Annotated in this window: 21 protein-coding genes and 1 pseudogene; 12 read left to right on the top strand and 10 right to left on the bottom strand. The window is 74.4% G+C overall.

All coding sequences use genetic code 11. The annotated features are described in order from the left end of the window. Window positions 1-56: 56 nt before the first annotated feature. From ACZ6O2_RS03750 to ACZ6O2_RS03740, 3 genes are all read left to right on the top strand, one after another. Complete coding sequence (locus ACZ6O2_RS03750) at window positions 57-596, top strand: RNA polymerase sigma factor (protein ID WP_466021902.1); 540 nt, start codon at window positions 57-59, stop codon at window positions 594-596. A gap of 10 nt (window positions 597-606) precedes the next feature. Beyond that, window positions 607-1,647: a CU044_5270 family protein gene (locus ACZ6O2_RS03745; RefSeq protein WP_466021901.1), complete on the top strand. Its 1,041-nt coding sequence runs from the start codon at window positions 607-609 to the stop codon at window positions 1,645-1,647. Between the two features lie 145 nt (window positions 1,648-1,792). Continuing rightward, on the top strand, window positions 1,793-2,470 hold the full coding sequence (locus ACZ6O2_RS03740; RefSeq protein WP_466021900.1) for a GOLPH3/VPS74 family protein: 678 nt from the start codon (window positions 1,793-1,795) through the stop codon (window positions 2,468-2,470). A gap of 173 nt (window positions 2,471-2,643) precedes the next feature. Here the strand turns inward: ACZ6O2_RS03740 and ACZ6O2_RS03735 are convergent, their stop codons facing one another. Both ACZ6O2_RS03735 and ACZ6O2_RS03730 read right to left on the bottom strand, forming a co-directional pair. Continuing rightward, window positions 2,644-4,368, bottom strand: a complete 1,725-nt coding sequence (locus ACZ6O2_RS03735) for a phospho-sugar mutase (RefSeq protein WP_350703518.1) — start codon at window positions 4,366-4,368, stop codon at window positions 2,644-2,646. Between the two features lie 47 nt (window positions 4,369-4,415). Beyond that, window positions 4,416-6,569, bottom strand: coding sequence for a serine/threonine-protein kinase (locus ACZ6O2_RS03730; protein WP_350703516.1), 2,154 nt, complete (start codon window positions 6,567-6,569; stop codon window positions 4,416-4,418). 206 nt (window positions 6,570-6,775) lie between these two features. On the opposite strand from ACZ6O2_RS03730, the gene ACZ6O2_RS03725 reads away from it, so the two are divergent. Then, window positions 6,776-8,359 (top strand): acyl-CoA mutase large subunit family protein, encoded by a 1,584-nt coding sequence (locus ACZ6O2_RS03725; RefSeq protein ID WP_350685901.1) that lies wholly within the window; start codon window positions 6,776-6,778, stop codon window positions 8,357-8,359. Window positions 8,360-8,998: 639 nt separating this feature from the next. Continuing rightward, window positions 8,999-10,258, top strand: coding sequence for an amidohydrolase (locus ACZ6O2_RS03720; RefSeq protein WP_350685899.1), 1,260 nt, complete (start codon window positions 8,999-9,001; stop codon window positions 10,256-10,258). On the opposite strand, the gene ACZ6O2_RS03715 is transcribed toward ACZ6O2_RS03720, so the two are convergent. Beyond that, window positions 10,215-11,192, bottom strand: a complete 978-nt coding sequence (locus ACZ6O2_RS03715; protein WP_466021899.1) for a DUF4349 domain-containing protein — start codon at window positions 11,190-11,192, stop codon at window positions 10,215-10,217. The genes ACZ6O2_RS03720 and ACZ6O2_RS03715 overlap by 44 nt on opposite strands. A 117-nt stretch (window positions 11,193-11,309) precedes the next feature. Here ACZ6O2_RS03715 and ACZ6O2_RS03710 point away from each other — a divergent pair, with 117 nt between their 5' ends. From ACZ6O2_RS03710 to ACZ6O2_RS03695, 4 genes are all read left to right on the top strand, one after another. After that, entirely contained in the window at window positions 11,310-11,939 is a 630-nt protein-coding gene (locus tag ACZ6O2_RS03710) for an MBL fold metallo-hydrolase (protein WP_350703514.1), read from the top strand. A gap of 5 nt (window positions 11,940-11,944) precedes the next feature. Beyond that, the gene (locus ACZ6O2_RS03705) at window positions 11,945-12,895 is read left to right on the top strand and encodes a hypothetical protein (protein WP_466021898.1); all 951 of its coding nucleotides are present in this window, start codon (window positions 11,945-11,947) and stop codon (window positions 12,893-12,895) included. 37 nt (window positions 12,896-12,932) lie between these two features. After that, window positions 12,933-13,676: an SCO6745 family protein gene (locus ACZ6O2_RS03700; protein WP_466021897.1), complete on the top strand. Its 744-nt coding sequence runs from the start codon at window positions 12,933-12,935 to the stop codon at window positions 13,674-13,676. Between the two features lie 119 nt (window positions 13,677-13,795). Continuing rightward, window positions 13,796-14,758 (top strand): GNAT family N-acetyltransferase, encoded by a 963-nt coding sequence (locus ACZ6O2_RS03695; RefSeq protein WP_466021896.1) that lies wholly within the window; start codon window positions 13,796-13,798, stop codon window positions 14,756-14,758. Window positions 14,759-14,849: 91 nt separating this feature from the next. On the opposite strand, the gene ACZ6O2_RS03690 is transcribed toward ACZ6O2_RS03695, so the two are convergent. Then, a complete protein-coding gene (locus ACZ6O2_RS03690) occupies window positions 14,850-15,305 on the bottom strand; it encodes a gamma-glutamylcyclotransferase (RefSeq protein WP_350703507.1) in 456 nt (151 codons plus the stop codon). A 106-nt stretch (window positions 15,306-15,411) separates the two neighbouring features. On the opposite strand from ACZ6O2_RS03690, the gene ACZ6O2_RS03685 reads away from it, so the two are divergent. Then, window positions 15,412-16,815, top strand: coding sequence for an NAD(P)H-quinone dehydrogenase (locus ACZ6O2_RS03685; protein WP_350703505.1), 1,404 nt, complete (start codon window positions 15,412-15,414; stop codon window positions 16,813-16,815). Here ACZ6O2_RS03685 and ACZ6O2_RS03680 read toward each other — a convergent pair. Next, a complete protein-coding gene (locus ACZ6O2_RS03680; protein ID WP_350703503.1) occupies window positions 16,793-17,440 on the bottom strand; it encodes a DUF998 domain-containing protein in 648 nt (215 codons plus the stop codon). The genes ACZ6O2_RS03685 and ACZ6O2_RS03680 overlap by 23 nt on opposite strands. 90 nt (window positions 17,441-17,530) lie before the next feature. Continuing rightward, complete coding sequence (locus ACZ6O2_RS03675; protein WP_466021895.1) at window positions 17,531-18,181, bottom strand: DedA family protein; 651 nt, start codon at window positions 18,179-18,181, stop codon at window positions 17,531-17,533. A 547-nt stretch (window positions 18,182-18,728) separates the two neighbouring features. Here ACZ6O2_RS03675 and thrS point away from each other — a divergent pair. After that, window positions 18,729-19,947: pseudogene (gene thrS, locus ACZ6O2_RS03670) on the top strand (threonine--tRNA ligase). A gap of 80 nt (window positions 19,948-20,027) precedes the next feature. Here the strand turns inward: thrS and ACZ6O2_RS03665 are convergent. The 4 genes from ACZ6O2_RS03665 to ACZ6O2_RS03650 all read right to left on the bottom strand — a co-directional run bounded on the left by ACZ6O2_RS03665 (window position 20,028) and on the right by ACZ6O2_RS03650 (window position 24,765). Then, window positions 20,028-21,932, bottom strand: a complete 1,905-nt coding sequence (locus ACZ6O2_RS03665) for an ABC transporter ATP-binding protein (protein ID WP_466021987.1) — start codon at window positions 21,930-21,932, stop codon at window positions 20,028-20,030. A 169-nt stretch (window positions 21,933-22,101) separates the two neighbouring features. Further along, complete coding sequence (locus tag ACZ6O2_RS03660) at window positions 22,102-23,835, bottom strand: ABC transporter ATP-binding protein (protein ID WP_466021894.1); 1,734 nt, start codon at window positions 23,833-23,835, stop codon at window positions 22,102-22,104. Next, on the bottom strand, window positions 23,829-24,293 hold the full coding sequence (locus tag ACZ6O2_RS03655) for a MarR family winged helix-turn-helix transcriptional regulator (RefSeq protein WP_350703493.1): 465 nt from the start codon (window positions 24,291-24,293) through the stop codon (window positions 23,829-23,831). Before ACZ6O2_RS03655 ends, ACZ6O2_RS03660 begins: the two co-directional genes overlap by 7 nt. A 25-nt stretch (window positions 24,294-24,318) precedes the next feature. Continuing rightward, the gene (locus tag ACZ6O2_RS03650) at window positions 24,319-24,765 is read right to left on the bottom strand and encodes a DoxX family protein (RefSeq protein ID WP_350703491.1); all 447 of its coding nucleotides are present in this window, start codon (window positions 24,763-24,765) and stop codon (window positions 24,319-24,321) included. 86 nt (window positions 24,766-24,851) lie between these two features. Here ACZ6O2_RS03650 and ACZ6O2_RS03645 point away from each other — a divergent pair, with 86 nt between their 5' ends. Continuing rightward, window positions 24,852-25,418, top strand: coding sequence for a TetR/AcrR family transcriptional regulator (locus ACZ6O2_RS03645; protein WP_466021893.1), 567 nt, complete (start codon window positions 24,852-24,854; stop codon window positions 25,416-25,418). Window positions 25,419-25,434 lie beyond the last annotated feature (16 nt).

The following is a 25,434-nucleotide window of genomic DNA, read 5'->3' as shown; positions in this document are numbered from 1 at the left end:
GCCCGCGACACATACCTGGTGTCCCTGTCAGGAACTGCGGTCGGGAGATCGATCAGATGAAACCCGTGGGTGAGCGGGGCGAGGGCTGGTTCACCGGCCTCTACGCCGCGCACTACCCGGACATCGTCAGGTATGGCCTGCGCCGGCTTCCCGATGCCGACGCGGCGGCCGAACTCGCCCAGGACGTGTTCGTCGTCGTCTGGCGGCGGCGCGGCGAGGTGCCCGAACGCGCTCTTCCGTGGCTCTACGCAGTCGCGCGTCACGTGGTGGCGAACCGGTGGCGGTCCCGGCGCGACGGTCCGAGCCTGCTCCCGCTCGCCGAGGCGGACCACGTACCGGCACGAGTCGTCGAGCCCGACGCCGTCGCGCCGGTGCTCGACCTGCACCGGGCGCTGCGCACGCTGCCCGAAGCCGACCAGGAGATCCTCCGGCTGGTCGGCTGGGAGGACCTGAGCGTCGCCGATGCCGCCGTCGTACTGGGCTGTACCCGGTCCGCCGCCGCCGTGCGGCTCTACCGGGCCCGGCGCCGACTGCGCTCCGCCCTGGCCGCCCCCACCGCCGCCCGCGCCGCCCGGCCGGCGTCCGTCCACGTCTGAGAGGAGCAGCATGCGTACCAAGCAGCAGGTCCGGGAGCTTCTTCACCCGGCCGACCCGGCGCGCGACGCCGTCGTACCGCCGTCATCCCTCGCCGCCCGCGACCTGATCCTCCGCGCGGAGGACGCGACCGCGACCCCGGCCGGGCCGGCGCGGCGGGCCGCGCCACGGCGTACCGTGCTCGTCGGGGCGGCCGCCGCGTTGGCCGTGCTCGGCTCCGCCGGGGTGGCACAGGTGCTGCGGGACGGGGCGCCCACCGGAGCGGTGCCCGCGCAGCCCGCCGCCGGGACCGTGCTCAAGCCGGTGGCCTACGAGGTCCTTGCGAGCGAGCCGGCCGGGCCGCACCTGCGGGCGCTCGCCGCCCGCCTCGTGGACGGCCCGCCGGACGGAGGTGGTGGCCGCTACTCGTACCACCACACCAAGTCCTGGGGTGGCGCGGCGATGATGTCGCCCGAGGGCCACATGATGAGCTTCGTGCAGGAACGCCGTGAATGGGTGGCGGACGACGGCCGCCGCTGGCAGGACGACAAGCCCCTGGACGTCGAGTTCCCCGACGCGGCGTCCCGGGAATACTTCTCCACGCGGCCACAGCCGCGCAGTGCCAACCCCTCGGCCACCAGGCCGCCGCAGGGGATCCAGGAGATCCCGCGCGACCCGGTGGACAGGCGGTTGCCGGCCGACCGGGCGGAACTCGCGCGCTGGCTCGGGACCGGGAAGCCGGCGGGCGAGCTGGCCATGCGCACGTACCACCTCTACAGCAGCTACCTGGTGCCGCGGCGGACCCGGGCCGACCTCCTCACCATCCTGGCGGAGAAGCCCGGCTTCGTGTGGCGCGGCCGGGTCGTCGACCGGGCCGGCCGCCAGGGCGTGGCTGTCACCGCCGACCTCGTCCCGCCGTCGGGGCAGACCCCGCAGCGGGCGCAGATGTTGCTGGTCTTCCACCCGTCGACCGGCGAACTGCTCGCGTACGAGTACCTGGAGACGGCCCCGAAGCGCCGCGTGCTGCACTACCTGCTCATGCTCGACGCCCGTCGCACCGACACGGTGAGCTGACCGACCGTCCGGCCCGCCGGGGCGGTCGGGGCGCGTGGCCCCGACCGCCCCGGCCTGCGGCGACGGCGAGGCGCACGGACGCGGCGGCGCGCCATCGACGTCGAGTGGGTGCGCGGAATGCGCGCACCCGCTAGCGTCTCCGGCCATGACTGGTGTTGCTCTCGCCGAAGAGCTGCTTCTCCTCGCGTACGACGACGAGACCGGCAAGGCGACCATGCCGCGGATCAGCCTCGACCTGGGAATGGCCGCCGCGGTACTGATCGAACTGGCCCTGGCCGGGCGGATCGTCTACTCCGAGGGGGCCCTGACGGTGGCCGACCCGACGCCCACCGGCGAGCCGCTCGTCGACGGGGTCCTCGCCCGCATCGCCGCCGACACCCCGCACAGCCCGTCGTCCTGGGTGCAGCGGCTGCGGCACGGCCTGCGCGACAAGATCCTCGACGCCCTGTGCACCCAGGGCGTGGTGCGGGACGTCGACGAGACCGAGCTGGGCTTCATCCACGTGCACCGCTACCCGACGGTGGATCCCGCCGTCGAGGCGGACACCCGGCGCCGGCTCGCCGAGGCGCTGGCCGACGGGCAGTTCCCCGACGAGCGGACCGCCGCCCTGGCCACCCTGGTCGCGGTGCTGCGGATGGAGCCGGCCCTGGGCCTGACCGGCGACGCGGCCGGGGAGGCCCGCCGCCGCCTGGAGGAGATCGCCGGCGGAGCCGGCTTCTCCGGCAACGTCAGCCTCGACGACTCGGTCGTCCGCCCCTCGGTGGGCCTGGTCGTGGCCGCCCTGGGCAGCGCGGTGGACGCCGCCCTCGGCCCGCGCCGCTGACACGACGCGCACGCCAGCGGCGCTGCCCGCGCCGCTGACGCCACGCGCACGCCCCGATCCGACACCACCCCCGGCCCCTTCGCTCTGCTTCAACCCACGCAACACGGTTGGTGCGTTTCCGTCGCGTCGGCGAAGCAGAGCAAAGGCGCAGGGGCGGGTGCCCGGAAGCCCGATCAGAGACCGAGAGCGGCCGCGATCTCCGCGCGGAGGGCCGCGACGGCCTCCGCGGCCCGGGCGCGGGCCGCGGCGACGTCGCCGTCCGCCACCGGCTCCACCACCTCCAGGTACGCCTTCAGCTTCGGCTCGGTGCCGGACGGCCGGATCACCACCCGCGCGGCCCCGGTGCGCAGGATCACCACGTCCGCCTCGGGGAGCAGGTCCTGCGCCTCCGTGACCGGGTGGCCGAGCAGCGCGGTCGGCGTCGCGGCGCGGATCCGGGCCATGGCGTCGGCGATCACCCGCAGGTCGTCCACCCGCACCGAGAGCTGGTCGGTGTGGTGCACGCCGAACTCGGCGGCCAGCTCGTCCAGCCGGTCGGTCAGGGTGCGTCCCTGCGTCTTCAGCCCGGCGGCCAGCTCGGCCACCGTCAGCGCGGCGGTGATGCCGTCCTTGTCGCGGACGTGCTCCGGGGCGACGCAGTAGCCGAGCGCCTCCTCGTAGCCGTAGACCAGCGGCTCGGCCCCGCCGCCGGCCCGCACGATCCACTTGAACCCGGTCAGCGTCTCGTCGTAGGGCAGGCCCCGGGCGGCGCACATGGCCCGCAGCAGGGACGACGACACGATCGTGGTGGCGTACAGGCCGGTGACGCCGCGCCGCATCAGGTGGTCGGCCAGCAGCACGCCCACCTCGTCGCCGCGCAGCATCCGCCAGCCGGGCCGGTCGGCGGCCGGCTCCGTGGGACCGGCGACCTCGCCGCGGGCGCTCGCCGCCGGGCCGGTGTCCCGGACGACCACCGCGCAGCGGTCCGCGTCCGGGTCGTTGGCGATGGCGATGTCCGCGCCGGTCGACTCGGCGAGGGCGACCAGCCGGTCCACCGCCCCCGGCTCCTCGGGGTTGGGGAAGGAGACGGTCGGAAACGCCGGGTCCGGCTCCGCCTGCTCGGGCACCACCCCCGGCACCGGGAAGCCGGCCCGGGCGAAGGCCGCGGTGAGCACCGCCGCCCCCACCCCGTGCAGCGGCGTGTACGCCACGGCCAGCTCGCGGGGCCCGTCCGGGTCGATCACCGCGGTGGCCCGCTCCACGTAGGAGGCCACCAGGTCGTCGCCGAGCACCTGCCCGGCCGGGCCGAGCGGCACCTCGGCCAGCGGGCCGACCGACCGGATCGCGGCCTCGATGCCGGCGTCGGCCGGCGGCACGATCTGCGCGCCCGCCCCGAGCGCCCCGCCCAGCTCCGCGCCGAGGTAGACCTTGTAGCCGTTGTCCTGCGGCGGGTTGTGGCTGGCGGTCACCATCACCCCGGCGACCGCCCCGAGGTGCCGCACCGCGTACGCGAGCACCGGGGTGGGCAGCGGGCGGGGGAGCAGCAGCGCCGGGCGCCCCGCGCCGGTGGCGACCTGGGCCGTCCGCTCGGCGAACTGCCGGGAGCCGTGCCGGGCGTCGTACCCGATCACCAGCGGGCCGGTGCCGCCCTGGGCCGCGAGCCAGGCGACCAGCCCGGCGGCGGCCTGGGTGACCACCGCGAGGTTCATCCCGTTCGGACCGGCGCGCAGCGGGCCGCGTAGCCCGGCGGTGCCGAAGGTCAACGGGCCGGCGAACCGGTCGGCCAGCTCCGGGGCGCTCGCCGGCAGGCGGTCGAGCACCGCCCGCAGCTCGTCCCGGCTGGCCGGGTCGGGGTCGTCGTCGAGCCAGCGCCGTGCTTGCTCGCGAATGTCGTCGATGTCAGTGGTTTCCGCCGGCATGCCTCTTGATAGCACGCCGGCGGATCACCGCTTGTCTTCCCCTGCGATCAGCCGGCGTCGGTGAGCTGGAACGTCTTCACCATCTCGTCGAAGATCGGCTTGCTCTCGGCGAACTTGGCGTCGGTGGAGGTGAGGTAGAACGAGTACGACTTGCCGTCGTGGACCACGCCGCGCCAGACGCCGTGCCGCTTGGCCTCGCCCTCGCCGCAGGTGTACTCGAACTCGGCCGCCTGCTTGCCGACCCACTCCATCTCGTTCATGGCGAGCTGGGCGTACGGCTTCGCGCAGGACTTGGAGCGGTTCTTCAGACCGTCCTCGGCGACCTCGGCCCAGCGGATCGAGGTGGTGCGGAAGTCCTCCACGAGGATCCGCACCTTGCGGCCCTCGTCCTCCGGGTCGACGTAGTCGACCCAGTTGCCGGCGCTCTTGCGCTCCCAGCCCTGCGGCACCATGACCCGCACGCCCTTGCCGGAGTGCTCCTTCATCTCGGGCGCGCCGGCCGGGGCCGCCGTGGTCGGGGCGGCCTGCGGGACGGTCGGCGCGTCGTCGCCGCCGGTGAACAGGACGACCGCCCCGATCAGCAGCACCACGGCCAGGCCGCCGGCGGCGGCGAGCTGCACCTTGCGGGGCCAGCCCTTGACGGTGCCGACGACCTGGTTGCCGATCGCGCCCACCCGGCCGCCGAGCCCGCCGCCGGGACCGCCCGCGGCCGGCGCGGTGGCGGGGGTCGCCCAGGGCTGCCCGGTGCCCGGCACCGACCACTGGCCCCCGCCGTACGTGCCGCCGAGGTGCTGCGTGGCCTCCGGCGGGCCGCCGAAGACGGGGGCGCCCACGCCCACCCGCTGGGTGGCGTCCGGCTGCCCGAAGGCGGGCGCGCCGGTCCCCATCCGCTGGGTGGCGTCCGGCTGCCCGCCGAACCCGACCAGGCCGGCCGCGTTGGTGCGCAGCTGCTGGGTGGCGTCGGAGCCGGCGACCTGCGGCGTGGCCTCGGGGCCGCCGTAGGTGCGGCCGGCCGGCGTGGGGGTGACCGGGGCCGGCATCGCGCCGGTGGGGGTGTGCAGCGGCCCGGCCAGCGCGTCGGCGCTGGTGTCCTCCATCGCGGTGGGGCTGGCGGGGAGGGCGGCCTGCGCGGGGCGCTCGCCCCGGCGTAGCGCGGCCAGCCGGTCGGTGAGCGACTCGCCGGGGTTGAGCATCGCCCGGCCGCCGATCTGCCCGGTCGGCTTCGGCTGCTCGGGCTGGGCGGCCGGCGGGGCGGGCAGCGGCCGCTGCTGCACCGGCACGACCGAGTACGGGTCGGTCATCGAGTTCACCGCGGCGGCGTTGCTGGTCAGCGGGCCGGCGAGCAGCTCGCGCAGCATCGCCCGGGCGGTGTGCACGTCGAGGCGGCGGGCCGGGTCCTTCTCCAGCAGGCCCATCAGCACCCGGGTCAGCGGCCCGCTGCGCTGCGGCGGGGCGGGCGGGTCCTCGACCACCGCGTGCATGGTCTCGATCGGGTCGCCCTTGTCGAACGGGGGCCGCCCCTCCACCGCCGTGTAGAGCGTGACGCCCAGCGAGAACAGGTCGCTCGGCGGGCCGAACTCCTGGCCCATCGCCCGCTCCGGGGAGATGAAGTGCGGCGAGCCGAGCACCATCCCGGGGGTGGTGAGCTGCACGTCGGTGGGCATCCGGGCCACGCCGAAGTCGGTCAGCACGCAGCGGCCGTCGGCGCAGATCAGGACGTTGGCCGGCTTGACGTCGCGGTGCAGCACGCCGATCGCGTGCGCCACCTCCAGCGCGCCGAGCAGCGCTATGCCGATCTTGGCGACCACCCGCTGCGCGACCGGCCCGTCCTCGATCACCATGTCGGCGAGGCTGCGGGCGTCGAGCAGTTCCATCACGATCCAGGGTCGGCCGCCCTCGGTGACCACGTCGTAGACCTGCACGACGGCCGGGTGCTGGATCGCGGCCGCCGCGCGGGCCTCGCGCAGGGTGCGCTCGTACATGGCGTCGCGGTCGCTGGGGGCCAGACCCGGGGGCAGGACGACCTCCTTGACGGCGACGTCCCGCCGCAGGAGCGTGTCTGTGGCACGCCAGACCGTGCCCATGCCGCCGTTGCCCACCGCGGAACGCAGCGAGTAACGACCACCGATGGTCGTGCCGGGGGTCGCGCGTCCGTTGGGGGGACTGACTGGTCCGCCGCTCCACGTCGGGATCTGAGTCACAGAAAAGCCACCGGGGGAAATCGAGGGGGGCTGGGACACAACTCCCCTATCTTGCTGGTTCCGACGCCCGATGCGAAACCCGACGCGACGGACGTTTACCGAACTGGACCATACGTGCCCTGACGTTCACCTCTCGTCGATGTCCACGGGTCGGGTGTGCGCTATCCCTCACCCGCCGGCGCCGTCGCGCGTCCTACCATCCGCTAATGAGCGAACGGCGGTCAAGCGAGTCCGGTTTCCCGATCAAGGGCGTCTACACGGCCGCCGACCTTCCGGAGGACCTGGACTCCCGGCTGGGCGGCCCGGGCGAGTTCCCGTACACGCGGGGGGTCTACCCCACCATGTACACCTCCCGTCCCTGGACGATGCGCCAGTACGCCGGCTTCGGCACCGCCACCGAGTCCAACGCGCGGTACCACCAGTTGTTGCGGGCCGGCACGATGGGCCTCTCGGTCGCCTTCGACCTGCCGACGCAGATGGGCTACGACTCCGACGACCCGATCGCGCACGGCGAGGTGGGCAAGGTCGGGGTGGCCATCGACTCGATCGAGGACATGCGGCTGCTCTTCGACGGCATCCCGCTGGACAAGGTCTCCACGTCGATGACCATCAACGCGCCCGGCTCGGTGCTGCTCCTGCTCTACCAGCTCGTGGCCGAGGAGAACGGCGTCCCCGGCACGGCGCTGAACGGCACGATCCAGAACGACATCCTCAAGGAGTACATCGCCCGGGGGACGTACATCTTCCCGCCGAAGCCCTCGCTGCGGCTGGTCGCCGACACCTTCGGCTACTGCCGCAAGGAGGTGCCGAAGTGGAACACCATCTCCATCTCCGGCTACCACATGGCCGAGGCCGGCGCGACGCCCGCGCAGGAGATCGCGTTCACCCTGGCCAACGGCGTCGAGTACGTCCGGGCCGCGCTCGCGGCGGGGCTGGCCGTGGACGACTTCGCACCCCGGTTGTCGTTCTTCTTCGTCGCCCGCACCACGCTGCTCGAGGAGGTGGCGAAGTTCCGGGCCGCCCGGCGGATCTGGGCCCGGCTGATGCGCGACGACTTCGGCGCCAAGGACCCGAAGTCGATGATGCTGCGCTTCCACACCCAGACGGCGGGCGTGCAGCTCACCGCCCAGCAGCCCGAGGTGAACCTGGTCCGGGTGGCGGTGCAGGGGCTCGGCGCGGTGCTCGGCGGCACGCAGTCGCTGCACACCAACAGCTTCGACGAGGCCATCGCGCTGCCCACCGAGAAGGCGGCCCGGCTGGCGCTGCGCACCCAGCAGGTGCTGGCGTACGAGACCGACCTGACCGCCACCGTCGACCCCTTCGCCGGCTCGTACGTGGTGGAGGCGATGACCGCCGAGATCGAGGCGGCGGCGACCGAGCTGATGGACCGGGTCTTCGACCACGGTTCGGCGGTCGACGCCATCGAGGCGGGCTTCCAGAAGCGGGAGATCGAGCAGTCCGCGTACCGGATCGCGCAGGAGATCGACTCCGGCGAGCGGGTGGTGGTGGGCCTCAACCGGTTCGCCATCGACGAGGAGGAGCCGTACGAGCCGCTGCGGGTCGACCCGGCGATCGAGGCGGCGCAGGCCGAGCGGCTGGCCCGACTGCGCGCCGAGCGGGACGCGGGCGCGGTCGAGCGGGCGCTGGCGGAGCTGCGCGCCGCCGCCGAGGGCACGGAGAACGTGCTCTACCCGATGAAGGAGGCGCTGCGGGCCCGCGCCACCGTCGGCGAGGTCTGCGGCACCCTGCGCCAGGTGTGGGGGTTGCACCGCCCGGCCGACCGCTTCTGAACGCTTCCGACCTGACCGGCCGTCGGCCGTTCCGGCGGATCCCGCAGGCCGGTCGGTCGGAGCGTTTTCGCAGGTCGCACCGCATGCCGGGCGAGCGCTACAGTCGGAGTCAGTTCCCGTCGCCGATCGGCGACGCAGACCGCGGGAGCAGGCCCGGCGACGCCGCCGGAGGGGCTTCCGCGTGCGGCGGGGCGGCGTGGCCCACCGGTCACGGCGGTTGCCGGAGGGGTTCGGGGGTATCCCGACGGGGTGGACCCGGACGCACACGGTGTGCGGTCGTTCCGTGCTCGGTCGTGTGACCGTCTTCGGAGCCTCGCCGCCGACAGCGGTCGCGTAATTGTCGGAGTGTCAGTTCACCGGACCGACTAATGCGACAATTCGGAACGACGGCTCCCGAGATCGGCGTCGATTTGGTGACGACCGGGTCGGTTACGCGGTGTAGGAGGTGTGGGGCAGATGACGGCGTTCGAACGCGATCTACCTGCTGTCCCGCAGATCTACGAACGCTCCCAGCAGGGCATTCGTGACGCTGCGCGCTCTGATCATCACCGGAACGACGTTGCGCAGCGTCACCGCCGGAGGTCTAGGCTGTCTGCTGTTCCTGATGATCCATCCATCTCTAGTGAACGAGAATTCGACGTGACGAGTGCGTTGACGCTGCCGACCGGCAGCCAGCTGGCGTCGTCCTGGCCGGAGGCGCCGTCCGGGTCCCAGCCCCTGCCGTTCGAGCTGGACCACCTGCTCGCCCTCCGGGTGCCCGGGCTGATCGCCACCCGCCGTCACCTCCACTCGCATCCGGAACTCTCCGGCGAGGAGTTCGAGACGGCCGCCCTGATCGCCCGGGAGCTGTCCCTGGCGGGGCTGAGCCCGCGACTGCTCCCCAAGGGCAACGGGGTCATCTGCGACATCGACGGCCGCCCCGACGGCCCGGTGGTCGCGCTGCGCGCCGACATCGACGCGCTGCCGCTGACCGACTCGAAGGACGTGCCGTACCGCTCCACCGTGGACGGCGTCTGCCACGCCTGCGGCCACGACGTGCACACCACCGTCATGCTCGGCGTCGGCATGCTGCTGGCGCAGCTCGCCGACCTCGGCGAGCTGCCCGGCCGGGTCCGGCTGATCTTCCAGCCGGCCGAGGAGATCCTGCCCTGCGGCTCGCTGGAGGTCATCGAGGCAGGCGGCCTCGACGACGTGGTGCAGATCTTCGCGCTGCACTGCGACCCGAACCAGCCGGTCGGCAAGGTCGGCCTGCGGGTCGGCCCGATCACCGCCGCCGCCGACAACGTCACCGTCCGGCTCACCGGCCCCGGCGGGCACACCGCCCGACCGCACCTGACCGTCGACCTGGTCGACGCGCTGGGCCGCCTGATCACCGAGGTGCCGGCCCTGGTCAGCCGCCGGGTGCCGGCCAACAGCGGGCTGCTGCTGGTGTTCGGCCACGCCTCGGCCGGCACCCGTTACAACGTCATCCCCTCCGAGGCGTGCGCCTCCGGCACCCTGCGGGTGATGGACCGCGACACCTGGGAGCTGGCCCCCAAGATCGTGGGTCAGGTCGTCCGCGACGTCATCGCGCCGACCGGGGCCACCGTCGACCTGGAATACCTGCGCGGTCGCCCCCCGGTCAGCAACGACTCGCGGGCGATCCAGATCCTGACCGCCGCCACCGCCGCCGCGCTCGGGCCGGAGGGCATCGCCGAGACCCCGCAGAGCATGGGCGGCGAGGACTTCTCCTGGTACCTGGAGTACGTCCCCGGCGCGCTCGCCCGGCTCGGCGTGGGCCGCTCCGGCCCGAACGTGGACCTGCACCGCGCCTCGTTCGACGTCGACGAGCGGGCCATCCCGGTCGGCGTGCGGCTCATGGTCCAGACCGCGCTGCGGGCACTGGCGGCGGCGCGGTAGGCAGCGGCGCCGCCGGCCCGGCCGGCGTCACCGGCGGCGGGCCCCTGCGCCGCCGCCGGCGCAGCACCACCAACAGCACCGCCAGCGGTACGCCGAACACCAGCAGCCACGGCAGCACCGCGCCCAGCACGGTCAGCAGGACGGTCATCGAGGTGAGGAAGACCGTCCAGCCGCCCTTGAGCCCGACCAGGAAGCCGATCTCGGTCTCCTCGTCGGTGGTGCTGACGTCCGGCCCGACCAGCGACACGGTGATCGTGGACAGGCTGGTCAGGTCCGCCAGCCGCTCCTTCTTCGCCTCCAGCGAGGCCAGGTCGGCCTCCCGGCGGGACAGCTCGTTCTCCAGCGACACCAGGTCCGTGATCGTGGTGGCCCGGGCCAGCAGCCGCCGGGCGCTCTCCACCCGGGCGCGCTGGGTGGTGATCCGGGCGTCCAGGTCGACCATCTGCTCGGTGACGTCCTCGGTGTCGATCTCCCGCCGCTCCTGCCGGCCCAGCTTCGCCAACTCGTCAACGACCCCGTAGAACTTCGCCGCCGGCACCCGCAGCTCCAGCTGTGCCGTCGCGTCGGCATCGGCGCTGCGCCGCCGGTCGCCGCCGACGAAGCCGCCGGCTGCCGTCACGGTGGTGATCGCGCTCCGCGCTGCGGCGTCCACATCGTCCACCTTCACCCGCATCGTGCCGGTGTAGATGATGGACCGCTGGTCGACCCGCAGGTCCGGCGCGCCCGCGCCGCCGCCCTGCTCGGCCTGCCCGCCGCCCTGCTCCGCCCCGCCGCCGGCCCGGTCCTTGTCCGCCGGGGCGGCCTGCGGCGCGCTGACGGCCGAGTCGTTGCTCCCGCCCGAGTCGCCGCTGCCACAGGCCACCAACCCCAGCAGCGCGACCAGCGCGGCGGCCGTCAGCCGTACGCCCCGACGCCGTCGTTCCCGTCCGTCCATCCCGGCTCCCCTCGTCCTCGCCCCCGTGTGGGGCGATACGTCAGACGCGGCGCGCCAACACGCCGGTTCCGGCAGACTGCGCTCAGGACATCACGATTCGATAATCTTGGAGTCACGATGCACATCACCAAGTACGCCCACTCCTGCGTCCGGGTGGAGCACGACGGGGGAGTGCTCGTCGTCGATCCGGGCGTGTTCAGCGAGCCCGCGGCGCTCGACGGGGCGGACGCGGTGCTGATCACCCACGAGCATCCCGACCACGTGCACGTCGAGGCGGTCACCCGGCAGCTCGACCGGCGTCCGTTCCGCATCCACGGCCCGGCCGCCCTCGCCGGCACCCTGGGCGACGCGGCCGAGGCGCTCGACCCGGTCCAGCCCGGACAGTCGTTCACGGCCGCCGGGGTGCCGGTGCGCGCCTACGGCGGCCGGCACGCCGTGATCCACCCCGACATCCCGGTGGTGGACAACCTGGCCTACCTGATCGGCGACGTGGTCTACCACCCCGGGGACAGCCTGGTCGTCCCGGAGGACGTGCAGGTCGACACGCTCTTCCTGCCGATCCACGCCCCGTGGACGAAGTTCTCCGAGTCGTTGGACTTCCTCCGCGCCGTCGCCCCGCGCCGGGCGTACGCGCTGCACGACGGGCTGCTCAACGACCACGGGCTCGGCGTCCTGAACAGCAACTTCACCCGGCTCTCCGAGGTCGACTACCGCCGGCTCGAACCGGGCACGCGAATCGACGCCTGACGGCGATGCCCGGCCCGCCCCGAGAGCTGCTGCACCGGCTCTACACCACCCCGCCGGACCGGTTCGTCGCGATCCGCGACGAGGCCGCCGCCGAGGCGCGCCGGGCCGGCGACCCGAAGACCGCCCGGGAGATCGCCCGGCTGCGTCGCCCCACCGTGGCCGCCTGGCTGGTCAACCTGCTCGCCATCCGCCGCCCCGAGCTGGTCGCCGACCTGGCCCAGCTCGCCGAGGCGCTGCGGTCCGCCCAGCGCGAACTGCGCGGGCCCCGGCTGCGGGAGCTGTCCGCCCAGCGGCGGGCGGTGGTCGGCGCGCTCGTCGCCGAGGTGCGCAAGCTGGCGGCCGAGGCCGAGGGGGCGCCGTCGGCCGGGAAGCTGCCGCTGGCCGAGGTGGAGGGCACCCTCAACGCCGCGCTCTCCGACACCGAGGTCGCCGAGCAGGTCCGCTCCGGCCGGCTGCTGCGGGCCGCCAACTACGCCGGGTTCGGGGAGGTGCCCCGCCCGCAGCTGCGCCTGGTGACCGGCGGCGAGGAGCCGGAACCGGAGCCCCGGCCCGAGCCGGCCGGGAGGCGGAAGGCCGGCGCCGACCGGGCCGCCCTCCGCGCCGAGCAGGCGGAACGAGCGGCCCGGGCGGAACGGGCCCGCCGGCGGCGGGCGCTGGAGAAGGAGCTGGCGAAGGCGCGTACCGACCAGGAACGGGCCGAGGCGGAGCTGGCCGACGCGACGGCGGCCGAGCGCGACGGCGCCGCCGCCTTGGACGCGATCGAGGCGGAACTGGCCGAGCTGGAGCGGCGGCGGGCCGTCGCCGAGCAGGACCTGAGCCGGGCGAAGCTCGCCCGCCGCGGGGCGGAACGGACGGCCACCGCCGCCCGCCGCCGCGCCGGCGAGGTCGAGGCGGCGGTCGAGGCCCTCGACGCCGAAGAGGGGGATGCCGAGCCGGGCGACGACGCGGCAGACTGACCCCCGTGGAGGGACGGGTCGACCCGGGAACGGACGGATGACGCCGGAGCAGGTCGCCGCGGCCAGCAAGCCCGTGGTGCTCGAACTCGGTGACGCGTTCACCCGCTGCCCGGCCACCCTGCGCCGGGCCCGGCTGCTCGGGATCTCCGGCTGGGCGTTCTACGTCACCGGCCGGGCCGGCGCCCTCGGGGACGTCCGGGCCGAGACGGTCGCCGCCGCCCTCGGCTTCCTCGCTCCCGACGCGGTCGCCGACGGATGGGACGCGGCCCTGCGCACCGTCCGGCCGGTCGAGGTGGCCGCCGCCACCCTCGCCGAGTGCTGCCGCTGGGGCGACGAGCACCTCGACGCCCTCCCCGGGGCGGGTCGGCTCGCGGCGCTGCTCGGCCGGGCCGTCGAGGCGGCGGACGCCAGCGGCATGCCGCTCTTCGCCGCGTGGCGGGCGATGCCGGTGCCGGAGCGCACCGCCGGCGCCCGGGCGGCCGTCGGCCTGCGCCTGCTCCGGGAGCACTTCGCCGGGGCGTACCTGCTCGCCGTCCGGGCCGGCGGGATGATTCCGCTGGAGGCCGTGCTCGCCGGGCCGGAGGGGGAGGCGGGCGCGGTGGCCTGCGGCTGGCAACCGCCGTACCCGCCGGTCGGGCCGCTGGTCCGGCGGCGCCTCTGGGCCGAAGCGGTGACCGACCGGTTGGTCTCGCCGGCGTTCGCGGCACTCGGCCCGGCGGACGGCGCCGAGCTGGTGGACCTGCTCTTCGCGACCCGGGCCCACCTGGCGGGCCGGGGCTGAGCCCGGTTCCGCCCGCACGCCGGACCGGTACGGGCCGACGCCCGGCGCCCGGCCGGCGTGACCTGGGGCCGCGCGAAATTCGGCGGCGTTCCGGCGCCCCGCCTGTCAGGATCGCCCCCGTGACTCTCCCCGCCGGCTGGCACGCCCGCCGCCCCACCCTGGACGACGTCCCGGCGATCCTGGCCGTGGTGCACGCCGCCGACACCTTCGCCGTCGGCTACCCCGACTTCGACGCCGAGGACGTCACGGCCGCGCTGACCGCGCCGTTCTTCGACCCGGCGCGCGACTCGTGGCTGGTCACCGACCCGGAGGGCGTGGTCGTGGCCTGGGCGACGCTGGACAACCCGACCGGCGTGGGGCGCGAGTTCGTCGAGGTGTACGTGGACCCGGAGCGCGGCGCCGACGTGCGTGCGCCGCTGCTCGCCCGGCAGCTCGACCGCGTCGCCGAACGCGCCGCCGAGCGGGGTGTGCCGGCGATGACCGTCCGCACCGCCGGTTTCGCCCCCGAGACGCGTTGGGCGGCGGAGCTGGCCGAGGCCGGGTTCACCCTCGCCAAGCGGTACGTGCGGATGCGCCGGCCGCTGGCCGGGCTGCCCGCCGAGCCGCCGCCCCCGCCCGGGGTGACCGTCCGCCCGCTGCGCGGCGACGACGAGGCCGACCTGCGCGAGTTCCACCGGATCTTCGACATCGCGTTCCGGGACACTCCGGACTACGAGCCGGTCGGGTTCGACCGCTGGCGGCAGCAGGTCGCCCAGCACGGCACCACCTGGGACGAGTGGTTCGTCGCCGAGGTCGACGGGGTACGGGCCGGCGTGCTCCAGTCCTCGGACCAGGCGCTGGAGCAGAACGAGGGCTTCGTACGCAGCCTGTCGGTGCTGCCGGCGTACCGGCGGCGGGGGGTGGGGGCGGCGCTGCTGTGGCGGGCCTTCACCGTCTATTCCGCCAAGGGCCGGGAGTCCGCCGGGCTGGGCGTGGACCTGACCAACCCGACCGCCCCGGTCAGGCTCTACCGGTCCGTGGGGCTGCGCGAGGTGCGCTGGACCGACATGTACGAGTTGGTCGTTCCCGCCACGGGTGTGTGATTGACGACCCCGGCCGGGGCCGGATCGTGGCGACGGTCCGCCCGGTAGCAGACTGGGGGCCGTGGGAAACGCGCTGGGCCGACGAGCCGCGTCAGGCAGACGCGGTGCCGGTGGGGCGGGACCGCAGATCGGTGACGTAGTCGTCCGGCGCGCCCGCCTTCTCGGCGGCGTTCGCGATCTCCGACAGGTACCACGAGGTGGGCAGGCCACCCTCGTAGCCGTCGAAGACGTAGACCCACGCGGTCACGTCCCCGTCGAGGGTGGAGACGCGCACGTGCAGCTTGCGGTACGTGCCGGCGGTCACCCCCTCGATCTCGTCGAGCTGGGCGGCGTCGTAGGGGTGGATGTCGTAGAGCGCCACGAACACCCGGTCGCCGGGGGACTCGACGACGGTGCTGACCGCGCCCTCCCAGCCGATCACGTCCTCGCCCGCGAAGGTGAGCCGCCAGCCTTCCAGCCAGCCGGTGCCCACCATCGGCGAATGCGGGCAGTAGGCGCGCATGCGGGCGGGGTCGAGGTTTGAGCCGTAGGCGGCGTAATGACGCACGGCGATGACGATAGCCCGCCCGCCGGGTGGGGGAGAATACGACGGTGCGTGTCGGACGCGTTCGGGAGAAGAAAGTCACTGTGAGCACTGACGAAGGGCGAGCGCTGTGAGCCGGATCGTGATCATCGGCGGCGGACCGGCGGGCTACGAGGCCGCCCTGGTCGCCGCTCAGCTTGACGCCGACGTCACCGTCGTCGAGGCCGAGGGCGCCGGCGGGGCCTGCGTGCTCTCCGACTGCGTCCCGTCGAAGACCTTCATCGCCAGCTCCGAGGTGGTGACCGGCTACCGGGACACCGAGGAGTTCGGGGTGCACTCCGACGGGCTGGAGGCCGTCACCGTCGACGCCCGGGCGGTGCACGAGCGGGTCAAGCGCCTCGCGCTGGCCCAGTCCGCCGACATCCACGCCAAGCTGGTCAAGGCGGGGGTGACCTTCGTCGCGGGCACCGCCCGGCTCGGCGAGGACACGCTCGGCCACACCCACCGCGTGGTCGTCACCCCGGCCGACGGCGGCGGGGAGCAGGCGATCGACGCGTCGACCGTGCTGATCGCCACCGGCGCCACCCCGCGCCAACTGCCCACCGCCGTACCGGACGGTGAGCGCATCCTGACCTGGCGCCAGGTGTACGACCTACCGGAGCTGCCCGAGCACCTGGTCGTGGTCGGTTCCGGCGTCACGGGCGCCGAGTTCGCCAGCGCCTACCTCGCGATGGGCGTCCAGGTGACCCTGGTCTCCAGCCGCGACCGGGTGATGCCGCACGAGGACGCCGACGCGGCGATGGCCATCGAGCGGGTCTTCCGCAACCGGGGCATGAGCATCCTGAACAACTCCCGGGCCGACGCCGTGCGCCGCACCGCCGACGGGGTGGAGGTCGAGCTCTCCGACGGCCGGAAGGTGTCCGGCTCGCACGCGCTGATCGCGGTCGGCTCGATCCCCAACACCGCCGACCTGGGCCTGGCCGAGTACGGCGTCGAGCTGGCCCGGGGCGGGTACGTCACCGTCGACCGGGTCTCCCGCACCAACGTGCCCGGCATCTACGCCGCCGGCGACTGCACCGGGGTGCTGCCGCTGGCCAGCGTCGCCGCCATGCAGGGCCGGATCGCGATGTGGCACGCGCTCGGCGAGGCCGTCCGGCCGCTGCGGCTGCGTACCGTGGCGGCGAACGTGTTCACCGACCCGGAGTTGGCCACCGTCGGCGTCTCGCAGGACGAGGTCGACGCGGGCAAGGTGCCGGCCCGGCAGGTCATGCTGCCGCTGGACGGCAACGCCCGCGCGAAGATGGACGGCCTCGCCGACGGCTTCGTCAAGCTCTTCTGCCGACCGGCGAGCGGCCAGGTGATCGGCGGCGTGGTGGTGGCGCCGAAGGCGAGCGAGCTGATCCTGCCGATCACCATGGCGGTGGAGAACAACCTCACCGTCAACGAGCTGGCCCAGACCATCACGATCTACCCGAGCCTGTCCGGCTCGGTCACCGAGGCCGCCCGCCAGCTCATGCTCCACGAGCTGGAGTGACCCGGCCGCCCGGGAGGTCGGCCGTGGGCGACCGGCGGAGCAGGGTGACCGCGACGACGGCGAGCACGGCGACCTCGGCGAGGATCAGCAGCCGCTCGACCAGCCCGAGCAGCAGCCGGTCGCCCGGGTAGGCCGACCAGACCATCGCCGCGGCGAGGGCCAGGCTGACCAGGGTGAGCCCGCGGACCGCGCGGGCGACGGCCGGCAGCCGGGCCGCGAGCAGCCAGCCGGCGAGCGGCAGCGCCAGGAAGGCGACCACCGAGGCGTACCGGTGGACGTAGGCGGCGGTGTCCATGGGCAGGCCGGGCTCGTTCGTCGGCACGACCGCGGCCAGCAGCAGCCCGCCGATCCAGGCGGCCAGGAGCAGCTCGGCGGCCCGCCCCGGGCGGGCGGCGGGGGAGCGGTGCGCGCGCCGCAGGGCGGGCAGGAGCACGGCGGTGGCCGCGGCGAGCACGACCATGGCCGCGTCGATCATGCCGCCGCGGTCGGAGACCGCGAAGTCGCTGACGGTCAGTGCCCAGGGGTCCAGGTCGTCGTTCACCTCGACGTGGCCGATCACGGCGAGCAGCGCCGCCACGGCGATCCCGCCGAGGGCCAGCAGTCCACTGTTCCGGGTACCAGGCATGCCTCAGCCTGTCCCGCCGGGGACCCCAGACGGATCCGGGCGGGCCACCGAGATCGGTCCCGGGGACCACCCCTAGGCGGCCGGGGTGGGTCAGTCCGCCCCGGGAACGTCCGCCCGCGCCCCGACGACGACCGGCACCGCCGGATCCGGCCCGGCCGCCCGCCGGGCGCCGACGACGGTCATGGCCCAGCCCGCCGCCGCGAACCCGGCCGCCGCCACCGCCGCGATCACCGCCAGCCGCCACGCCGACTCGGTCAGCGCCGTCCCGCCCAGGTGCCCGACCAGCCCGCCGTACGTCGCCCAGCCCAGCGCCGCCAGGCCCTCGTAGAGCAGGAACAGCCGGTACGGGTACCGGCTGCGGCCGGCCGAGAAGCAGGCCGCCATCCGGCCGCCCGGCACGAAGCGGCAGAGCAGGATGACGAGCGGGCCGGGCCGGCGCAGCCCCTGGGTGACCCGGCTGGCGACCCGTCGGGCCCGGCCCGGCGCGACGTCGCGCGGCGGCCGGCGGTCGGGTGCGCCCCGCCCGAGCAGGTAGCAGGCGAGGTCTCCGGCGAAGACGCCGAGCGCGCCGACGGCGATGGTCACCGGCAGGTTCAGCCCGCCGTACACGGTCAGGGCGCCGCTGGTGATCATGACGACCTGGGTGGGGATCACCGGGACGAAGGCGTCGGCGACCAGCAGCCCGAGCAGCGCGAGGTACGCCCAGGTCGGCGACGCGACCTCAGTGAGTAGTTCGGGCACCACTGCCACCTCGCCGGATGGGGCCGATCGGTGTGTCGAGCCTGACGGCGTGTCCGGCGTCACCGGGCACGGCCCTGGCTCGTGGTGACCGCCGACACGGCAGGGCTACCCGGGACCAACGAGCGGGCGTCGGCGAAGGTGACGCGACGGCGTACCGCCGAGGGTCGGCGGATCGGCGTCGGTCGGCGTACCGTTGTCGGCGCGCGGCCCCACCACCGTCGGGTCCCCCGTTCTCGACGACCGGGCCGCCGCGGGCCGCCGGCAGGTCCCGTGCCGGCGGCCCGCCCCCGTTCCGCGGGCCGTCCGCTCCCGCGACCCCGGGCAGGGCGCGAGGTGCCGCGCCGCCCGCGGAAAACCGGCTGCCGCACCCGCGCGGGCGGGCGTACCGTCGCCGCATGAGCGGTGTGGTGCTGACGACGACGCCGGGAGACCCCGGCGCGCCGCACTGACCTGACCGTCGACGAGGCCCCGGGGCGATCCGCCCCGGGGCCTCGTGGCGTCCGGTGACCGGGTCGCTTCCGGGTCGTACCCGATCAAGGAGCGCGACATGATCGACCACCGCAGGCTCGGCCGGGAGCTGGACCTGTTCGTCTCCGACCCACTGGCCGGCGCCGGACTGCCGCTCTGGCTGCCGGCCGGTGCCGCCGCCCGGCACGCCGTCGAGGAGTACGTCCGCGACCTGGAGCGCCGGGCCGGCTACCGGCACGTGCACACCCCGCCGCTGGGCAAACGGGAGCTGTTCGAGATCTCCGGCCACCTCGGCTACTTCGCCGACGACATGTTCCCCCCGATGCGGCTCTCCGCCGACGACGAGTTCGTGTTGCGCCCGGCGCTCTGCCCGCACCACGCCCTCGTCTACCGGGCCCGGGGCCGCTCCTACCGGGAACTGCCGCTGCGGATCGCCGAGCTGGGCGGCATGTACCGGGCCGAGCGCTCGGGGGTGCTCGGCGGGCTGTCCCGGGTGCGGGCCATCTCGCTCAACGACGCGCACAACTTCTGCGCCCTGGAGCAGGTGGGCGAGGAGGTGGCGGAGATCCTCCGGCTGATCCGCGAGGCGCACGCCGCGCTCGGCGTACGGCCGGCGGGGTTCCGGCTGTCGCTGCGGGGGCCGGGGGAGAAGTACGTCGGGGACGACGACCAGTGGGCGCGGGCCGAGGAACTGCTCCGCGCCGCGCTCGACGGGGTGGAGTTCACCGAGGCCCCGGGGGAGGCGGCGTTCTACGGGCCGAAGATCGACATCCAGGTGTTGGACGCCGCCGGGCGGGAGTCCACCCTCTCCACCGTCCAGCTCGACTTCGACAAGCCGGAGCGGTTCGACCTGTCGTACACCGACCCGACCGGGGGGGCGGCGCCGACCGGTGATGGTGCACCGCAGCCTCGTCGGCAGCATGGAGCGGCTGTTCGCGTACCTGATCGAGGTGCACGAGGGCGCCTTCCCCGCCTGGTACGCCCCGGTGCAGCTGGTCGTGCTGCCGGTGGGGGACGACCAGGCCGGGGCGGCGGCCCGGCTCGCCCGGAACGCGCTCGCGGCGGAGCTGCGGGTCGAGGTGGAGTCGGCCGGCTCGCTGGGTGCCCGCATCCGCGACGCCGCCCGCGCCCGGGTCCCGTACGCCGCCGTGATCGGCCCCCGAGAGGCGGCCGAGGGCGACGTCTCGCTGCGCCTGCGCGGCGGCCGCGCCCTGGACCCGATGCCCGCCGCCGACGCCCTCCGGCTGATCGGCGCGGTCGTGGCCGGGCGCGGCGCGGCCCTCCTCCCGGCGCACTGAGCCTCCGCCCGGCCCCGGCCCCGGCCCCGTCGCCCGGCCGCTCGTCGCGGCCGGGCGGTCTGTCGTCACGGCGACCACCGTCACAGCGACGCGGGCTCGGGGTCGGGCCGGGCGGCGGCGGTGAACTGCGACCGGTACAGCCGGTGGTACGCGCCCCGCGCGGCCAGCAGCTCGTCGTGCGTGCCCTGCTCCACGATCCGGCCGTCTTCCATCATCAGGATCAGGTCGGCGTCGCGGATGGTGGAGAGCCGGTGCGCGATGACGAAGCTGGTGCGGTCCGAGCGCAGGGCGGCCATCGCCCGCTGGAGCAGCACCTCGGTGCGGGTGTCCACGGAGCTGGTCGCCTCGTCGAGGATCAGCAGCGACGGCTCGGCGAGGAACGCCCGGGCGATGGTGATGAGCTGCTTCTCGCCGGCGCTGACGTTGCTGCCCTCCTCGTCGATCACCGTGTCGTAGCCGTCGGGGAGGCTGCGCACGAACCGGTCCACGAAGGTCGCCCGGGCCGCGGCCAGGATCTCCTCCTCGGTCGCGTCCGGCCGGCCGTAGGCGATGTTGTCGCGGATGGTGCCGCCGAAGAGCCAGGTGTCCTGGAGCACCATCCCGACCCGGCCGCGCAGGTCGTCGCGGCGCATCGTGGTGATGTCCACGCCGTCCAGGGTGATCCGGCCGGCGTCCAGCTCGTAGAAGCGCATGACCAGGTTGACCAGGGTGGTCTTGCCGGCCCCGGTCGGCCCGACGATGGCGACGGTGTGCCCGGGCTCGGCGACCAGCGACAGGTCCTCGATCAGCGGCTTGTCCGGGGCGTACCGGAAGGAGACGTGCTGGAACTCGACGCGGCCGTGCGGGTCGGTCACCCGGGCCGGCTCGGCCGGGTCGGGGCTCTGCTCCTCGGCGTCGAGCACCGCGAAGACCCGCTCGGCGGAGGCCACCCCGGACTGGAGCAGGTTCGCCATCGAGGCGACCTGGGTGAGCGGCTGGGTGAACTGCCGGGAGTACTGGATGAACGCCTGCACGTCGCCGAGGCTCATCGACCCCGACGCCACCCGCAGGCCGCCGACCACGGCGATCGCCACGTAGCTGAGGTTCCCGACGAACATCATCGCCGGCATGATGATCCCGGAGACGAACTGGGCGCCGAAGCTGGCCCGGAACAGCTCCTCGTTCTTGGCGGTGAAGGCGGCCTCCACCTCGCGCTGCCGGCCGAAGACCTTGACCAGCTCGTGGCCGGTGAACGCCTCCTCGATCTGGCCGTTCAGCTCGCCGGTGTGCGTCCACTGGGCGATGAACTGCGCCTGCGACCGCTTGGCGATCGCGCCGGTGACGACGACCGACACCGGCACCGCGACCAGCGCCACCAGGGCCAGCAACGGCGAGATCCAGAACATCATGGCCAGCACGCCGACCACGGTGAGCAGCGAGGTGAGCAACTGGCTCAGCGTCTGCTGGAGGCTGGTCGAGATGTTGTCGATGTCGTTGGTGACCCGGCTGAGCAGCTCGCCGCGGGGCTGCCGGTCGAAGTAGGGCAGCGGCAGCCGGTTGAGCTTGTCCTCCACGTCGGCGCGCAGCCGCAGCACGGTCCGCTGCACCACGCCGGTGAGCAGCCAGCCCTGCCACCACATCAGCGCGCTGGCCGCCAGGTAGAGGCCGAGCGCCAGCAGCAGCACCCGCGCCAGCGCGGCGAAGTCGATGCCCACGCCGGGCACCACGTCCATCCGCGCGAGCATGTCGGCGAAGCTGTCGTTGCCGGCCGCCCGGGCCGCGGCCACCGCCTGGTCGGCGGTGGTGCCCGCCGGCAGCTGCCGGCCGATCACCCCGGTGAAGATCAGGTCGGTGGCGTGCCCGAGCACCTTCGGCCCGACCACGCTCAGCCCGACGCTGACCACCGCCAGCGCGATCACCGCGACGAGCGCGAGGCGGTCCGGGCGCAGCCGGCGCAGCAGCCGCCGGGCCGACGGCCCGAAGTTCATCGACCGCTCGGCGGGCATCCCGGCCCCCGCCCACGGCGGGCCGCCACGCTGCCCGCCGCCCGGCAGCCGCTTCGGCGTCCGCGCGTCGGCGGCCGGCTTCTGCTGTGGTACGGCGCTCACGCGGCCACCTCGCTCCGCTCGGCGGCGGCGCGAGGCGCCACGCTGCTGTGCCCGATGGTTCGCTTGCTCACGCCGCCACCCCCGCCGTGTTCTGCGACGCCACGATCTCGGCGTACGTCGGGCAGGTGTCCAGCAACTCGTCGTGTCGGCCCATCCCGACCACGCCCCCGTCCTCCAACACGATGATCTGGTCGGCCTCGACGATCGTGGAGACCCGCTGCGCCACGATCACCACGGCGGCGTCCGCGGTGACCGGCCGCAGCGCCGCCCGCAGCCGCGCGTCGGTGCCGAGGTCGAGCGCGGAGAAGGAGTCGTCGAAGAGGTAGATCTCCGGCCGGCGCACCAGGGCCCGGGCGATCGCGAGCCGCTGCCGCTGCCCGCCGGAGACGTTCGTGCCGCCCTGCGCGATCGGCGACGCCAGCCCATCGGGCATCGCCTCGACGAAGTCCCGCGCCTGGGCGATCTCCAGCGCGTCCCAGAGTTCCGCGTCGGTCGCGTCCGGGTTGCCGTAGCGCAGGTTGCTCGCCACCGTCCCGGTGAACAGGTAGGGCTTCTGCGGCACCAGCCCGATCCGGTGCCACAGCTCGTCCGGCGCCAGGTCGCGGACGTCGACGCCGTCGACCAGCACGGTGCCGGCGGTCACGTCGACCAGCCGGGGGACGAGCGACAGCAGCGTGGTCTTGCCCGCGCCGGTGCTGCCGATGACCGCCGTGGTGGTCCCCGGCGTCACCCGGAAGGACACGTCCCGCAGCACCGGTGCGGCGGCCCCCGGATACCGGAACGACACGTCGCGCAGCTCCAGCTCGCCGCGCGTGGACACCTCGGTGACCGGGCGGGGCGCCGGCACCACCGAGGAGTCGGTGTCCAGCACCTCGACGATCCGCTCCGCGCAGACCGCCGCGCGGGGCACCATCATCAGCATGAAGGTGGCCATCATGACGGCCATCAGGATCTGCATCAGGTACTGCAGGAAGGCGGTGAGGGCGCCGACCTGGATCGCCCCGGCGTCGACGCGCTGGGCGCCGAACCAGAGCACCGCGACGCTGGAGACGTTGAGCACCAGCATCACCACGGGGAAGATCAACGCCATCAGGCGGCCGGTGCGCAGGGCGGTCGCGGTGAGGTCGGCGTTCGCGGTGGCGAAGCGCTCCGTCTCGTACGGCTCCCGGACGAACGCCCGGACCACCCGGATGCCGGTGATCTGCTCCCGCAGCACCCGGTTGCCCGAGTCGATCCGGGTCTGCATGAGCCGGAAGCCCGGCACCATCCGCCGGATGATCAGCCCCAGGGCGACGGCCAGCACGGGCACGCTGACCAGCATCAGCCAGGAGAGCCCGAGATCCTCGCGCAGCGCCATCACCACGCCGCCGACGCTCATGATCGGCGCGGCGACCAGCATGGTGCAGCTCATCAGCACGAGCATCTGCACCTGCTGCACGTCGTTGGTGTTGCGGGTGATCAGCGAGGGCGCGCCGAACCGGGCCACCTCGCGGGCGGAGAAGCGGTTCACGTGCCCGAACACCGCCGCCCGCACGTCTCGGCCGAAGCCCATCGCGGTGCGTGCGCCGAGGTAGACGGCGGCGACGGAACAGACGATCTGCACCAGGCTGACCGCGAGCATCCACCCGCCGGTGCGCATGATGTAGTCGGTGTCGCCCCGCGCCACGCCGAGGTCGATGATGTCGGCGTTGAGACTGGGCAGGTAGAGCGACGCCATCGTGCCGACGAACTGGAGCAGCAGCACCGCCGCCAGTGCCCGGCGGTAGGGGCGCAGGTGTGTGCGCAGCAGCCGGATCAACATGCCGGAGCCCCTTCCGGCGTGCCGGCGTCCCCGCTGCCGATGACCTCCAGGAGGAACTGGCGGATCACCTCCGCCTTCGCCGGGTCGGCGTCGACCGAGGTCAGCGGAGCGCCGGACCGGATCACGGCGGTCAGCGCGTCGATCCGGGCCTGGCCGGCCGGGGTGATCGCGATCCGGATGCTGCGCCGGTCGGCCTCGTCGCGCTGCCGCTCGACCAGGCCGTCGCGTTCCAGCGTGTCCACGATGCCGGTGAGGGTGGCCGGCCGGACGAAGCAGTGGTCGGCCACCGTGCGGTGCGGCAACTCGCCGTGTTCGGCGAGGGTCATCAGGGTGGCCATCCCGGCCTGGGTGAGCCCGTGTTCCTCGGCGAGGTAGCGGTTCCACCGCTGCCCGGTGACGTGCCCGGCGACCACGAGCAGTCGCCCGAGGGGTACGTCCCGCAGCTCGATCAGTTTCATGGTGGCTAGATTAGCCCCCTGAACATCAGGCCCCAAACGAAATTGCGAGGGCCGCGCCGACGAAGAGGACCTGTTCCGCCGTCCGTGGCCCCAGGGGGGTCGCCGGTCGGCCCCCGAGGGTCAGCCCGCGCCGCACCGCCGAGACGTTCGCCGGGAACATCGCCAGCATCAACAGGGCCAGCCCGGCCGCGGCCCAGCGGGCGGTCGCCGGCACGAGCAGCCCGGCCGCGCCCACCAGTTCCAGCACCCCGGTGACCGTGACCAGCAGGTCGGGTCGGGGGAGGACGGGCGGCACCATCGCGATCATGTCCGACCGGTAGGTGGCGGCGAAGTGCGCGAGGCCGGTCACCACGAACATCAGCGCCAGCCCCACCCGCAGCGCGGGGTGCCAGCCGTCGAGCGCGGCCACGCCGGCCAGGCCGGCCAGCCGGGCGAGCGCGGTGCCGGCCACGAGCGCGATCAGCGGAGCCATCGATACCTCCCGAGCGGGGTGAACTTGTCGCCGACAAGATTGCGCCCCGAGGTGGCATCTTGTCAATGGCAAGATAGGATCGCGGCATGACCGGAACACGCGGCTACCACCACGGCGACCTTCGTCGCGCCCTGCTCACGGCGGCGGTGTCGGTGATCGAGGAGTCCGGGCCCGGGGCGCTGAGCCTGCGCGACCTGGCCCGCCGGGCCGGCGTATCGCACGCCGCCCCGGCGCACCACTTCGGCGACAAGGCCGGCCTGCTCACCGCCCTCGCCGCCGAGGGCTTCGACCTGCTCGCCGAGGCGTTGGGCGGCGCGGCGGACCTGCTGGACAGCGGCGTCGCGTACGTCGACTTCGCCGTCCGGCACCGCGCGCACTTCGAGGTGATGTTCCGCCCGGACCTCTACCGGGCCGACGCCGACGACGTGGCGGCGGCCCGCCGGCGCGCCGGCGACGCGCTGCACGCCGGGGTCGCCGGGCTGCCCCAGGGACGCCCGACGGCGGAGGATCCGCAGGGCGACGCGCTCGCCGCCTGGTCGATCGTGCACGGCTTCGCCACGCTCTGGCTCGCCGGCGCGCTGCCGGAGCGGGTGGGCGACGACCCCCGGGCCGCCGCCCGCGAGGTCATCCGACGCCTCTTCCCCGAGAAGTGACGGCCGGCGGGGGCCG

The organism is Micromonospora sp. NPDC048040 (assembly GCF_055587185.1).
This window is presented reverse-complemented; position numbering and strand designations above follow the sequence as displayed.

Excerpts from the sequence above, each read along its gene's own strand:
- ACZ6O2_RS03665 (WP_466021987.1), bottom strand. The coding sequence starts at position 21,932 with ATGCCCGCCGAGCGGTCGATGAACTTCGGGCCGTCGGCCCGGCGGCTG.
- ACZ6O2_RS03725 (WP_350685901.1), top strand. The coding sequence starts at position 6,776 with ATGAGCGAACGGCGGTCAAGCGAGTCCGGTTTCCCGATCAAGGGCGTC.
- ACZ6O2_RS03710 (WP_350703514.1), top strand. The coding sequence starts at position 11,310 with ATGCACATCACCAAGTACGCCCACTCCTGCGTCCGGGTGGAGCACGAC.
- ACZ6O2_RS03650 (WP_350703491.1), bottom strand. The coding sequence starts at position 24,765 with ATGGCTCCGCTGATCGCGCTCGTGGCCGGCACCGCGCTCGCCCGGCTG.
- ACZ6O2_RS03660 (WP_466021894.1), bottom strand. The coding sequence starts at position 23,835 with ATGTTGATCCGGCTGCTGCGCACACACCTGCGCCCCTACCGCCGGGCA.
- ACZ6O2_RS03705 (WP_466021898.1), top strand. The coding sequence starts at position 11,945 with ATGCCCGGCCCGCCCCGAGAGCTGCTGCACCGGCTCTACACCACCCCG.
- ACZ6O2_RS03680 (WP_350703503.1), bottom strand. The coding sequence starts at position 17,440 with ATGCCTGGTACCCGGAACAGTGGACTGCTGGCCCTCGGCGGGATCGCC.
- ACZ6O2_RS03700 (WP_466021897.1), top strand. The coding sequence starts at position 12,933 with ATGACGCCGGAGCAGGTCGCCGCGGCCAGCAAGCCCGTGGTGCTCGAA.
- ACZ6O2_RS03655 (WP_350703493.1), bottom strand. The coding sequence starts at position 24,293 with ATGAAACTGATCGAGCTGCGGGACGTACCCCTCGGGCGACTGCTCGTG.
- ACZ6O2_RS03740 (WP_466021900.1), top strand. The coding sequence starts at position 1,793 with ATGACTGGTGTTGCTCTCGCCGAAGAGCTGCTTCTCCTCGCGTACGAC.
- ACZ6O2_RS03750 (WP_466021902.1), top strand. The coding sequence starts at position 57 with ATGAAACCCGTGGGTGAGCGGGGCGAGGGCTGGTTCACCGGCCTCTAC.
- ACZ6O2_RS03745 (WP_466021901.1), top strand. The coding sequence starts at position 607 with ATGCGTACCAAGCAGCAGGTCCGGGAGCTTCTTCACCCGGCCGACCCG.
- ACZ6O2_RS03715 (WP_466021899.1), bottom strand. The coding sequence starts at position 11,192 with ATGGACGGACGGGAACGACGGCGTCGGGGCGTACGGCTGACGGCCGCC.
- ACZ6O2_RS03645 (WP_466021893.1), top strand. The coding sequence starts at position 24,852 with ATGACCGGAACACGCGGCTACCACCACGGCGACCTTCGTCGCGCCCTG.
- ACZ6O2_RS03735 (WP_350703518.1), bottom strand. The coding sequence starts at position 4,368 with ATGCCGGCGGAAACCACTGACATCGACGACATTCGCGAGCAAGCACGG.